13 protein-coding genes are annotated in these 12,319 nt (G+C 69.9%); 7 read left to right on the top strand and 6 right to left on the bottom strand.

The features are described 5' to 3' along the window. Positions 1 to 257 precede the first annotated feature (257 nt). From asnB to OK345_RS14810, 4 genes are all read right to left on the bottom strand, one after another. Positions 258 to 2,201, bottom strand: coding sequence for an asparagine synthase (glutamine-hydrolyzing) (asnB, locus tag OK345_RS14795; RefSeq protein WP_265128758.1), 1,944 nt, complete (start codon positions 2,199 to 2,201; stop codon positions 258 to 260). Between the two features lie 6 nt (positions 2,202 to 2,207). Beyond that, entirely contained in the window at positions 2,208 to 4,484 is a 2,277-nt protein-coding gene (locus OK345_RS14800; RefSeq protein WP_265128759.1) for a thiamine pyrophosphate-dependent enzyme, read from the bottom strand. A gap of 54 nt (positions 4,485 to 4,538) precedes the next feature. Then, a complete protein-coding gene (locus tag OK345_RS14805; RefSeq protein ID WP_265128760.1) occupies positions 4,539 to 5,198 on the bottom strand; it encodes a glutathione S-transferase family protein in 660 nt (219 codons plus the stop codon). Positions 5,199 to 5,515: 317 nt separating this feature from the next. Continuing rightward, positions 5,516 to 6,343 carry a glycine zipper 2TM domain-containing protein gene (locus OK345_RS14810; RefSeq protein WP_306332102.1) on the bottom strand — a complete coding sequence of 276 codons (828 nt, stop codon included), beginning with the start codon at positions 6,341 to 6,343 and terminating at the stop codon, positions 5,516 to 5,518. Positions 6,344 to 6,502: 159 nt separating this feature from the next. On the opposite strand from OK345_RS14810, the gene OK345_RS14815 reads away from it, so the two are divergent. After that, positions 6,503 to 6,724: a DUF6116 family protein gene (locus OK345_RS14815; protein WP_265128761.1), complete on the top strand. Its 222-nt coding sequence runs from the start codon at positions 6,503 to 6,505 to the stop codon at positions 6,722 to 6,724. A 7-nt stretch (positions 6,725 to 6,731) separates the two neighbouring features. Then, positions 6,732 to 7,505 (top strand): TatD family hydrolase, encoded by a 774-nt coding sequence (locus OK345_RS14820; RefSeq protein WP_265128762.1) that lies wholly within the window; start codon positions 6,732 to 6,734, stop codon positions 7,503 to 7,505. A gap of 21 nt (positions 7,506 to 7,526) precedes the next feature. Here OK345_RS14820 and OK345_RS14825 read toward each other — a convergent pair whose 3' ends face one another. Beyond that, positions 7,527 to 8,360 (bottom strand): tRNA threonylcarbamoyladenosine dehydratase, encoded by an 834-nt coding sequence (locus tag OK345_RS14825; protein ID WP_265128763.1) that lies wholly within the window; start codon positions 8,358 to 8,360, stop codon positions 7,527 to 7,529. A gap of 298 nt (positions 8,361 to 8,658) precedes the next feature. On the opposite strand from OK345_RS14825, the gene OK345_RS14830 reads away from it, so the two are divergent. Further along, positions 8,659 to 9,090 carry a hypothetical protein gene (locus tag OK345_RS14830; protein WP_265128764.1) on the top strand — a complete coding sequence of 144 codons (432 nt, stop codon included), beginning with the start codon at positions 8,659 to 8,661 and terminating at the stop codon, positions 9,088 to 9,090. A 98-nt stretch (positions 9,091 to 9,188) separates the two neighbouring features. Then, entirely contained in the window at positions 9,189 to 9,668 is a 480-nt protein-coding gene (locus tag OK345_RS14835) for a glycine zipper 2TM domain-containing protein (RefSeq protein WP_265128765.1), read from the top strand. Positions 9,669 to 9,743: 75 nt separating this feature from the next. Here OK345_RS14835 and OK345_RS14840 read toward each other — a convergent pair whose 3' ends face one another. After that, positions 9,744 to 9,953: a cold-shock protein gene (locus OK345_RS14840; protein ID WP_225763595.1), complete on the bottom strand. Its 210-nt coding sequence runs from the start codon at positions 9,951 to 9,953 to the stop codon at positions 9,744 to 9,746. A gap of 232 nt (positions 9,954 to 10,185) precedes the next feature. Between OK345_RS14840 and OK345_RS14845 the strand changes: the two genes are divergently transcribed. The 3 genes from OK345_RS14845 (at position 10,186) to arsC (ending at position 12,271) form a co-directional block, all read left to right on the top strand. Beyond that, complete coding sequence (locus OK345_RS14845; RefSeq protein WP_265128766.1) at positions 10,186 to 10,671, top strand: DUF456 domain-containing protein; 486 nt, start codon at positions 10,186 to 10,188, stop codon at positions 10,669 to 10,671. A gap of 95 nt (positions 10,672 to 10,766) precedes the next feature. After that, positions 10,767 to 11,921: a phospholipase A gene (locus OK345_RS14850; protein WP_265128767.1), complete on the top strand. Its 1,155-nt coding sequence runs from the start codon at positions 10,767 to 10,769 to the stop codon at positions 11,919 to 11,921. Next, on the top strand, positions 11,921 to 12,271 hold the full coding sequence (gene arsC, locus OK345_RS14855; RefSeq protein WP_265128768.1) for an arsenate reductase (glutaredoxin): 351 nt from the start codon (positions 11,921 to 11,923) through the stop codon (positions 12,269 to 12,271). The genes OK345_RS14850 and arsC overlap by 1 nt, the downstream gene beginning before the upstream one ends. Positions 12,272 to 12,319 lie beyond the last annotated feature (48 nt).

Raw genomic sequence — 12,319 nt, forward strand, 5'->3', positions numbered from 1 at the left:
GCGAGGCGTAAGACGGGCATGTTTATGCAGGTTCATCCGGGGCTCCTGGGGGCTGGGTTGGCTTCGCAACCTCCATCTTCCAGAGATGCCCCGGATGAACAACCTACTGAGAGATCACACCTAGCCGGGGATTCCTTCGGCCGCGGTGAAAGTCCATCGAGCTGCGGGGCGCCGGTCGGATCGGCGCATCGCCGCGCGCCCGGGACCGGCCGCCCGAGCCCCGAAGATAGCCTGCGCACGGCGGCGCGATGCCGCCGCTATGCGCGCCGGACCGCGGCGCGGCAGGCGCGCCAGTGCTCCTGCCAGGCCTGGAACATCAGCACGTTCCACAGGTGGGTATGCCACTTGCGCTCCCCCTGCCGGAACCGCCGCCAGACAGCGGCGATCGCCTCCGGCTCGAACACCGCCTCGGCGGCCAGCCGCTCCGGCGCCAGCAGCCCATCGGCCCAGCCCTGCAGGTCGCCCTTGAGCCATGCGCTCACCGGCGCGCCGAACCCGCGCTTGCCGCGATGGACCATGCCCTCGGGCAGGTAGCGCCGCAGCACGCGCTTGAGCAGGTACTTGCTGGTGCCGTCGCGCAGCTTCATGTGCAGCGGCAGCGACCAGGCGAACTCGGCCACCCGCCAGTCCAGCAGCGGCGCCCTCGCCTCCAGCCCGACCGCCATCGAGGTACGGTCGACCTTGCACAGCAGGTCGTCGGGCAGGTAGCTGGCGAAATCGGCCAGCATCATCGCGTCGGCCGGCGTGCCCGCCCCGTGCAGCGGGTCGGCCAGGCTGTAGAAGCTGTCGGCGCCGGTCGCGCCCGGCACCACCGCGACCGGATCGCGCCAGCGCGAGATGCGGTTGCGGTACACGTCGCCGATGCCGCGCGCGCCGGTTTCGGCCAGCAGCGCCGCCAGCCCGCCGGTGCGCGAGTCCTCGCCGCGCCCGCCCTCGCGCGCGGCCAGCCAGCGCCGCAGCGGAACCGGCAGGCGCTGCAGCAGCGCCCAGTTGCGCAGCGCGCGCTGGTAGCGGGTGTAGCCGAAGAACAGCTCGTCGCCGCCGTCGCCGGACAGCGCCACCGTCACCCCGCCGCGGGCCAGCTGCGCCACCAGCGCGGTCGGCACCTGCGAGGCGTCGGCGAACGGCTCGTCGAACATCGCCGGCAACCGCGGCACCACCGCCAGCGCATCGGCGCCGCTGACGTAGAGCTCGGTGTGGTCGGTCCCCAGCTGCGTGGCCACCTCGCGCGCCAGTGGCGCCTCGTCGTGGTGCGAGCCCTCGAAGCCGATGCTGAAGCTGTGGACCGGCTGGCTGCTCTGCGCCTGCATCATCGCCGTGACGACGGACGAATCGGTGCCGCCGGACAGGAACACGCCCACCGGCACGTCGGCCACCATGCGCAGCGCCACCGCATCGCGCAGCAGCGCGTCCAGTTGTTCCTCGGCCGCCTCGTCGCTGCCGCCGAACGGGGTGGCCAGCCGCTGCTGCATGCGCTCGCGCGCGTTCCAGAACGGTCGCTGCGCCTGCTCGGGGCGATGCGCGGCAGCGCCGGCGGCCACCGTTGCCGCATCCAGCCGCAGCAGGCGCCCGGGCATCAGCTTGAACGCGCCTTGGTGGATGCAGTGCGGCGCCGGGATGTAGTCCAGCCGCAGCAGCAGGGTCAACGCATCGCGGTCGATGCCGTTGTCGAAGTCCGGGTGCCGCCACAGTGCCTTCAGTTCCGAGCCGAATACCAGCGCGTCGCCGGCCCAGCCGTAGTACAGCGGCTTCTTGCCGACGCGGTCGCGAGCCAGCCACAGGCAGCGCTCGTGGCGATCCCACAGGGCGATGGCGTACATGCCGTTGCTGCGCGCCAGCGCCTCCTGCAGCCCCCACTGGCCGATGGCCGCCAGCAGCACCTCGGTATCGGAATGCCCGCGGAAACCGTGGCCCAGCGCCTCCAGCTCGGAACGCAACGCGGCGAAGTTGTAGATCTCGCCGTTGTAGGCCAGCTGGTAGCGACCATCGGCGGACGCCATCGGCTGGTGCCCCAGCGGCGACAGGTCGAGAATGCTCAGGCGCCGGTGCGCCAGCGCGATTCCCGCCGCGGCATCCGCCCACACCCCCGCATCGTCCGGTCCCCGGTGCGCCAGCGCGTCGCCCATCGTGCCGGCCAGCGCCGCCAGCGCGTCGCCGGACAACCCCGGCGTTGCCAGCAGCATTCCCGCCAATCCACACATGCTTCTCTATTCCCGGGCCAGCGCCGCCGCGGCCTGCACGATGTCATTGTCGCCCGGAAGCACCAGCAGCGCTGCCCCCGCCAACGGCGTATAGGTATCGGCCCCCACCACCCGGCGCTGCGGTACCCGGCCGAACCCGGCCTCCACCAGCGCGGTGACCACGCCCTCGCCCACCCCGGCGCTGCGGCGGCCCTCGTCCACCACCAGGATCCGCCGCGCACCGGCAGCCTGCGCCGCGATGAAGGCATCGTTGAGCGGCACCAGCCAGCGCAGGTCCACCACCCGTACCTGCCAGCCCTGCTCGGCCTCGATCCGCCGCGCCGCGCGCAGGCTCATCGGCACGCCGTTGCCGTAGGTGAAGATCACCAGGTCGTCGTGGCCCTCGCCGTAGACCCGGCCCTCGCCCAGCGGCATCGCCTCGCCCGGCGGCGGGTACGGGAACAGCCACTGGCCGTCGCCGGCGGCATGCAGGTCCTTGGCCATGTACAACGCGATCGGCTCCAGGAACACGCATACCCGGCCATCCACCCGCGCCAGCGCCGCCAGCGTGCGCAGCATGCTCGCCGCGTCGTCGCCGCGCGACGGGCAGCCGACCACCAGCCCGGGGATGTCGCGCAGCGCGGCGATCGAATTGTCGTTGTGGAAATGGCCGCCGAAGCCCTTCTGGTAACCGAGGCCGGCGATGCGCACCAGCATCGGGTTGCGGTACTGGTCGTTGGAGAAGAACTGCAGCGAGCAGGCCTCGCCACGCAGCTGGTCGGCGGCGTTGTGCAGGTAGGCCAGGTACTGGATCTCCGGCAGCGGCAGCAGGCCCAGGTTGGCGAAGCCCTGGGCCAGGCCCAGGATCATGGTCTCGTCGAGCAGGGTATTGAACACCCGGCGCGGGCCGAACGCCTTCAGCAGGCCCTTGCTGACGGTGTAGACGCCGCCCTTCTGCGCCACGTCCTCGCCGAACAGCACGGTATCGGGGTACTTGCACATCAGCTCGTGCAGCGCCTGGTTGATCTGGATGGCCAGGTGCCGCGGCGGCTGGTTTTCCGGCAGGGCCGGTTCGCCGCCGGACAATTCGAGCCGGCGCGCGGCGAAATCGTCGCGCCGCGCCTCGGCCTGCACCGCCTCCGGGCTGTATGGCGCCAGCGGTGCGACCACCTGCTGCAGCGACTCCAGTTTGGGCCGCCGGTCGGCCGCGGTCGCGGCGGCGAAGCAGCGTTCGCGCGTGCGTTCGTACAGCGCCAGCACCGCGTCCCGGTCCATCAGCCCTGATTCCAGCGCGATCGCCGCCGAGCGCAGCAGCGGGTCGGCCGCCTCCACCGCGCACAGTTCCTCCAGCGGCCGCCATTCCACCTCGAAGTCGGTGCCGGCGTGGCCCATCAGCCGGGTCGTGCGCAGGTGCAGGAAGGTCGGGCGCCGGGTCCGCCGACAATGTTCCACCGCCTGCTGGACCTGGCCATAGCCGCTGGCCAGGTCCAGCCCGTCGGCGGCGAAGTAGTCCAGCCCCGGGCGCTGGCGGAAGCTCTCGGCGATCCAGCCGGCCGGCGTCTTCACCGAGATGCCGATGCCGTTGTCCTCGCACACGAACAGCACCGGCGCCGGCAGCTTCTGGTAGGCGCTCCACGAAGCGGTGTTGAACGCGGTCTGCGCGGTGGCGTGGTTGGCCGAGGCGTCGCCGAAGGAGCAGATCACGATGCTGTCCCCGGGCACCGGCAAGGGCCGGTCCAGCCGCTTGCCGGCCTCGAGGGCCAGCGCCGTGCCCAGCGCCTTGGGCAGGTGCGAGGCGATGGTCGAGGTCTGCGGCAGCACCCACAGCGGCTTGCTGCCCCACACCTTGTGGCGGCCGCCGCTGGCCGGGTCCTCGGCGCTGGCGGCGAACGACAGCGCCGAATCCATCACCGGGTCCATGCCCGGCAGCTTGCGGAAGCGTTCGGCCATGAAGCCGCCCGAGCGGTAATGCAGGAACGCCGGATCGGTATGCCGGGCCGCCCGCGCCACCATCGCATTGCCCTCGTGGCCGGACGAGCCGATGGTGTAGAAGACCTTGTTCTGCACCCGCAGCACCCGCGCCATCAGGTCGAGGTGGCGGCTGACCAGCTGCGACTCGAACAGTTCGGCGAAGCCCCGCGCGTCCAGCGCGCTGCCGGCCAGCACCGGCGCATCCCCCGCCGGCGGCCGCTTGCCGCCGCCGTTCCAGCCCCTGACGAACTCGACGAAATTGACGTCGCAGATCTCGGCCCGGTTCAGGCCCTTCATGCGTGCGGGGATGGGATCGGGAACATCGACGAACATGCGATCAGGCTCCTTTCTCCGCGACGGGAGAACCAGGGAAAGGCAAGCGAAGGATCAACGGGACCGGGCGATCAGCGCCGCGGCCGCGGCATCCGGCGGCGGCATCGCCACGAAGCCGGGGGTCTGCGCCACGCGCGCCAGCCAACCGCGCACGCTCGGGTAGCCGTCCAGCGCGATGCCGCCGTGGTCGGCAACCGCGGTGTAGGCGTGCAGCGCGATGTCGGCGATGCCGTAGCCGGCGCCGGTGAACCAGTCGTGCCCGGCCAGGTGCCGCTCCATCACCTCCAGCGCCTGGTGGCCGCGCTCGCGCAGCTTCGGCAGTTCGGCGCGACGCGGCGAATCCAGCGGTGTCCAGCCGCTGACGAAACGGGCCACCGCGATGAACGGTTCGTGCGAGTACTGTTCGAAGAACATCCAGCTCAGCGCCTGCGCCCGCTCCCAGCCGTCGCTTGGCAGGTACGGCGTCCCCTCGGCCAGCCAGAACAGGATCGCATTGGACTCGACCAGCACGCGGCCGTCGGCGCGCTCGAGCAGCGGCACCTTGCCGTTGGGGTTCATTGCCAGGAACTGCGGCGTGCGCGACTGCCCGCCCGGCACGTCCACTTCCACCCAGCGATAACGCGTCCCCAGTTGCTCCAGCAGCAGCCGCACCTTGTGGCAGTTGCCGGAGGCGGACATGCCATGGACGGTCAACGGAACGCGGTCTGTCGGCATCGCAACGATTCCCCTTGCTGGTGGTGGCGCACGCCGGCGCGGCGGCGCTCCATCTCAACGCAATCGGGGCAGGTTGGAAAGTGCGGGCGCAGCAAAGCGCACGGCCCGCTCTGCGTCGCCTTCCTGCCCGTGCGGGGCAAGCCGTGCCTGGTTCCTGCATGGAGAACGCCGGTGCCTGCCGCCGACAGCGCAGACCCACGCCTTCCCGCGATGCTTCGCCACCGTCGCGTCCGGGCGCCCGACCGGGCGCATGGACGCCGGAAACAGCGAAGGCCGGCAATGCCGGCCTTCGCTGCAAGGTTCGGCGACGGAACGGCTTACTGCCTGTTGGCCTCGCCGCCGGCGGCCGTGGTCTGGGTGACCAGCTGTCCGTCGAGCACCGGCAGGCGGTCGCTGGCCGGCTTGTCGTCCATGCGCACGGTCTTTTCCTGGCCGTCGAAACGGTAGGTCACGTCGTAGCCGATCACGTTGTCGGCATTGCCCATGGCGATGCGGGTGCCGGGCTTGCTGTCCATGCGCATGGTGCCGGTGGTGCCGTCGGCATTGCGGTAGGTGACGTTGTAGCCGGTCACGCGCGAGGACTCGGAGGTGCTGTTCTCGGTACGGCACTGGCGCTCGGTGCGGGTCACGACCTTGCCGCCGACATGGCGCTTGTCGACCTGGTTGCCGATCACGCCACCGGCCACGGCGCCGGCCGCGGTGGCCGCCTTCTTGCCACTGCCGCCGCCCACCTGGTTGCCGATCAGGCCGCCGATCACCGCACCGGCCACGGTGCCGCCGACGTTGCCGTCGCGCTCGGGCAGCCGCTCCTGCACCACCACGTCCTCGCAGACTTCCCGCGGCACGGTGGTGGAGGTGGTCTCGCGCACCGGCTCGCTGCCGATCACGGTGGCGTACAGCTTCTCCTTCTGCGTCACCGGCTCGACCTTGAGCACGTCGGCGTATTCCAGCTTGCCGCCGGTGGCAAGCTCGTCGGTCAGCGCGGCGTCATCGGTCGCCAGCGAGGTGTTCAGCGCCGGGCGGGTTTCCGTCGTGCCGGCCAGGTCGGCCGGCTTGTCGCGGCCGCTCATGAAAGCAGCGGTGGCGATGCCGCCCACCAGCAATGCCCCCGCGGCAACCAGTATCGTTGTGGTATTGCTCTTCATTACCAGCTCCCTGCGGACGATCCGCGTTCTTGTGGTGCCAATTCCAGCACGAACAAGCTGAACAAATCCACGTCCCGTTAACATTGTGCCTTCGGAAACCGGCGCAACGTCGCAATATCCGTCGTGATAGCGTTTTCCCACCCGACGAGGACCCCCATCATGCCAAGTCCGATGCTGCTGCCGCTGCTGGAATGGGCACGGAAGCTGCGCTACCCGACCCTGTTCAAGATCACCGCCGCGCTGTTCGCGCTGAGCCTGCTGCTGCCCGATCCGGTGCCCTTCGTCGACGAGATCCTGTTCGGCCTCGGCACCCTGCTGCTGGCCAACTGGAAGAAGCGCAAGGCGCCGCTGGAACCCCGGGCGCTTCCGCCGGACCGTTGATATCGCCATGCAGCTGATCGACAGCCATTGCCACTTGGACGCGGCCGAATTCGACGCCGACCGCGACCAGGTGGTGGCCCGTGCCCGCCAGGCCGGCGTGGCCGCGCAGGTGGTGCCGGCCGTCACCGCTGCCAGCTGGCCCGGCCTGCGCGAGGTCTGCCGGATACAGCCCGGCCTGCACCCGGCCTATGGACTGCACCCGATGTTCCTGGCCGAACACGCGCCCGAACACCTGCCGCTGCTGCGCGAGTGGATCGAACGCGAGCGGCCGTGCGCCATCGGCGAGTGCGGGCTGGACTTCTTCGTGGCCGGCCTGGACCCGGAACGGCAGCGCCACTTTTTCGATGGCCAACTGGAGCTGGCGCGCGACTACCGCCTGCCGCTGATCGTGCATGCGCGCCGCGCGGTCGAAGAGGTCATCGCCGCGATCAGGCGCGTCGGCGGCCTGCGCGGCGTGGTCCACAGCTTCTCGGGCAGCCCCGAGCAGGCGCGCCAGCTGTGGCAGCTCGGCTTCCTGATCGGCCTCGGCGGCCCGCTCACCTACCCGCGCGCCAACCGGCTGCGGCGGTTGGCGGCGGAGATGCCGCTGGAATACCTGTTGCTGGAAACCGACGCCCCCGACCAGCCGGACGCCGACATCCGCGGCCAGCGCAACGAACCGGCGCGCCTGCCGGTGGTCCTGCGGACCGTCGCCGCGTTGCGCGGGCAACCCGAAGCGGAGATCGCCCGGGCGACCACCGCCAACGCGCGCCGGTTGTTCGGCCTGCCGTCCGCGGCCTGACGGTCGCGCTGGCCGCCGCCGTCAACCGGTGGCGGTGTCCGCCTCCGCCGGCACGCGGGCTTCGCCGCGCCGCGGCTTGAGCAGCATTTCCAGCGCCTTGCCCACGGCGGCGAACGCGAACGCGCCGGTGATGTGGGTCGCCGCGCCCAGGCCGGCGCCGCAATCCAGCTTCAATGCCGCATCGGCGCCGAGCTGCGGCCGCAGGCCGCACACGCTGCCGTCGGCCTGCGGGTACTTGACGTTCTCCAGCGAGTACACCGCCGGCACGCCGAAATAGCGCTGCGGGTTCTTCGGGAAGTTGAACTCGCCGCGCAGCTTCTTGCGGATCAACGCCAGCATCGCGTCGTGCTCGGTGCGCGACACGTCGCGTATCCGCACCAGGGTCGGGTCGGTGCGGCCGCCGGCGGCGCCGACGGTCAGGACCGGCAGCTTGCGGCGCCGGCACCAGGCAATGGCCTCGACCTTGACCCGGAAGCTGTCGCAGGCATCGATCACCAGGTCGAACCGCCGGTCCAGCAGCTGTTCCATGTTGGAAGCGGTGAGGAACGCCTCGACCGGATCGACGTCGATGTCCGGATTGATCGCGCGGCAGCGCTCGGCCATCGCCAGCGCCTTGTTGCGCCCGTATTGCCCGTCCAGCGCGGGCAGCTGGCGGTTGGTGTTGGAGACGCAGATGTCGTCGGCATCGATCAGGGTCAGGTGGCCGACCGCCGAACGCGCCAGCGCCTCCACCACCCACGAGCCGACCCCGCCCATCCCCACCACCGCCACCCGGCAGCCCGACAGCCGTTCGATGGTGCCGGCACCGTACAACCGGTCGATGCCGGCGAAGCGTTCGCGCAATTGTTCTTTCATCCGCCCATTTTAATGGCGTGCCGCCGTTTCCGAGCGGATCGCATCGCGTGCATGCATCCGCAGCGGGCCGGAGAAGCGCGCAGCCGCACATCCGATCCGCGGTCAGGGAGCGGGTGGCGGGCGCCGGGGCGGATCCTCCCTGCTTGGCAAATGGCGCGGCCGACCGGCTTCGGTGCCTCCATGGATGCCGTGCCGGGCCGGAGGTTCGCGACCGCGACGACGCCCCACCGACCACGGGACATGGTGGCGACCTTGCCGGGTGCCGTACCATCGGCGCGCTTTCCAAGGAGCCAGCACGATGTCCGAAGCCCCCCGCCAGCCCTCCTCCGCCCCGCGCTACCTGGCCGTCCTGGTCGTCGGCCTGCTCATCGGCATCGTCACCACGGTGATGCTGGGCCGCGCGCTGCAGGCGCGCCGCGACCCGTTTCCCGACAGCCTGATGCAGGTGATGTCGCGGCAGCTCCAGCTGCTGCGCGACAGCCAGGCCCAGAACCGCTGTTCGACGGCCGACATCGTCCCGCGGCTGCAGACCCTGCGCGCGCTGTCCAACGACCTGGACCTGGCCTTCCCCGGCCTGCGCGACGATGCCCGGTTCCAGCAACACGCCAGCCGGTTCCGCGCCACCTTGAACGACGCGATCGCCGCACCGCCGGCCGATTGCGCGGCGACGGCCACGCTGAACCAGCAGCTCGAAGCCGACTGCCGGGCCTGCCACCAGGACTTCCGCTGAACGCGCCGCGCGGTTGGCGTTGCGTTCACGTGGGAAGCGACAGGATCGTGCCCATGCGGTAGAGACCGCATCCCAACCCTCTGGCAAGGAGAAACACCATGAAGATCCAACTGATCGCCGTCGGCGCCATTGCCAGTCTGGCATTGGCCGGTTGCGCCACCTCGCCCGGCTACAGCAGCGGCGGCGGCTACAACAGCGGCTACGGCAACCAGGGTTATTCCACCAACCGCTGCGCCGACTGCGGCATCGTCACCCGCATCGACACGGTCGCTTCCGGCCGCACCGCCCCGGCCGCCACCGGCGCCGTGCTGGGCGGCATCGTCGGCGCGGTCGCCGGCCATGAGATCTCCGACAAGACCGGCGGCAGCAAGGGCAACCAGAATGTCGCCGCCGTCGCCGGCGCTGCCGCAGGTGCGCTGGCCGGCAACAAGATCCAGCAGAACGTGACCGGCAATTCCTACGACATCCAGGTCCGCATGGATGACGGCCGCGTGATCGTGGTCAACCAGAAGGACCTGGGCGGCATCCGCGAGAACACCTACGTGCGGGTGGTCAACGGCCGCGTCGTACTGCGCTGATCCCCATCCATTGGATGCAAACGACAAGGCCCGCTTGCGCGGGCCTTGTCTTTATCGATGCCTTGTCGACGCCAGTCAGTCCGGCTGCACCGCGTCGGCCTGCAGGCCCTTCTGGCCCTGGACGACGGTGAAGCTGACCTTCTGTCCTTCCTTCAGGCTCTTGAAGCCCTGCGTCTGGATTGCGCGGAAATGCACGAAAACATCCTCGCCATTCTCGCGGCTGATGAACCCGAAGCCCTTGGCATCATTGAACCACTTGACGGTACCGGTTTCGCGATCTGCCATCTCGACTAACTCCCTGTGACACGCTTGTTAGGTTGGTTACGCCTGGTCGGCGGCTGACTGCAAGGAGGAAGCGAGGTGCAGCGATGTAGCGGATCGACGGATCTACCCATCAGGCCACGATTCACGGTGACCTTGCCAAGCTCAGCGGCTGCAACTTAACCCGGGGCAAATGAAAATGCAATCCATCAATGCCCGGCGTGTCAAGCCCTTTTAGTCCCCCATACGGACCCCAATGGACCCTTCATTCATCTTGTATCTGCTAGCGGCGCTGCTGGTCGTCGCCGGAATCGCCGGGGTGGTGCTGCCGGCGCTGCCCGGGGTGCCGCTGGTGTTCGCCGGGCTGCTGCTGGGCGCCTGGGCCGACGGCTTCGAACGGGTCGGCTGGGTGCCGCTGCTGGTGCTGGGCCTGCTGACCCTGCTGTCGTTCGTGGCCGACATCCTGGCCACGGTGGTCGGTGCCCAGCGCGTGGGCGCCAGCCGCAAGGCGCTGTGGGGCACGCTCATCGGCTCGGTGGCCGGCCTGTTCTTCATGCCGCTGGGCCTGTTCGTCGGCCCGCTGGCCGGCGCGCTGCTGGGCGAGTACTGGCACAGCCGCCAGCTCGGCCATGCCGCCCGGGTCGGCCTGGGTACCTGGCTGGGCATCCTGCTCGGCATCGCCTTCAAGGCAGCACTGATCGTCGCCATGCTCGGCCTGTTCGCGTTCGCCTGGTTCTTCTGACACCGGTCGGCACGCAGCACCGGCCGGCCAATCCGGCGGCAAAAACTGGCACCATCCGGACCGTCGCCGGTCCATGCAATTCGCTAAGGAGTCCCATGCACGTTCGACCCGCCCATACCGCCCTGCTGCTGCCATGGGCGATGCTGTCCGCACCGGCGCTGGGCCAGGAAGCGCTGCCCGCCCCGGCCACGCCCCAGGCCTGCCTGGCCATCTCCTCGGATTCGGCGCGCCTGGCCTGCTACGACGCCGCCCTCGGCCGCACGGCGGAAGATACCCGCAGCGCCGACGCCGCCGCGCTCGCGGCCGCGCAGTCGCAGAAGCAGGACCGCGAGGCCGCCCTGCCCGCCGATGCGACCCTGGGCGAACGCACCCGCCGGCGCGCCGACGAGTTCTTCAGCACCGACCATTACGACGAAGCCATCGCCAATGCCGGCAAGGGCTCGCTGCTGGACCGGCGCTGGGAGCTGGCCAAGGATTCCAAGCTGGGCACCTACCAGTTGCGGGCCTACAAGCCGGTCTACCTGTTCCCGGCGTTCTGGACCAGCGAGAAGAACCAGCTCCCGCACTCGCCGAACCCGGCCAATACGGTGACCGAGTCGCAGCAGCTGACCAGCACCGAGTTGAAGTTCCAGCTCAGCTTCAAGACCAAGGTGGCCGAGAACCTGTTCGGCGACAACGGCGACCTGTGGGCCGGGTATACCCAGAGCTCGCGCTGGCAGGCCTACAACAGCGAGCAGTCGCGCCCGTTCCGCGAGACCAACTACGAGCCGGAACTGATGCTCGCCTTCCGCAACAACTACCGCATCGGCGGCTGGCACGGGCGCATGACCGCGCTGCAGTTCAACCACCAGTCCAACGGCCGCAGCGACCCGCTGTCGCGCAGCTGGAACCGGGTGATCCTCAACGTCGGCATGGACCGCGACAACTGGGCGCTGGTACTGCGCCCGTGGTACCGGATCAAGGAAAACCGCCGCGACGACAACAACCCGGACATCGAGGATTACATGGGGCGCGGCGACGCGACCCTGATCTGGAACCGCGACGGCCACGAGCTGGCGCTGATGGCGCGGCATTCGCTGCGTGGCGGCGACCGCTCGCACGGCGCCCTGCAGCTGGACTGGGGCTTCCCGATCACCCGCCTGCTGCGCGGCCACGTGCAGGTGTTCGACGGCTACGGCGAAAGCATGATCGACTACAACCACAAGGCGACCTACGTCGGCGTCGGCGTCTCGCTGCTGGAGTGGTTCTGATGAAGGCGACGATCTGGCACAACCCGCGTTGCAGCAATTCGCGCGGCGCACTGGAGATCCTGCGCGGGGCCGGCATCGAACCGGTGGTGGTCGAATACCTGAAGACGCCGCCGGACCGCACCACCCTGAAGGCGCTGGTCGCGCGCATGGGCATCGCCCCGCGCGGGCTGCTGCGCGACAAGGAGGCCGCCTATGCGGAACTGGGGCTGGCCGACCCGGCGCTGGACGACGATGCGCTGATCGATGCGATGGTCGCCCATCCGGTGCTGATCAACCGCCCGATCGTGGAAACCGCGCGCGGCGTGCGCCTGTGCCGGCCACCGGAAACCGTGCGCGAACTGCTGCCCTGAGCCGGGCTTTCGCCGCGCCTGGCGGCACGGGCACAATGACGGCGTCCA

The sequence above is a fragment of the Xanthomonas chitinilytica genome (assembly GCF_026107455.2).
Taxonomy (GTDB): domain Bacteria; phylum Pseudomonadota; class Gammaproteobacteria; order Xanthomonadales; family Xanthomonadaceae; genus Stenotrophomonas; species Stenotrophomonas chitinilytica.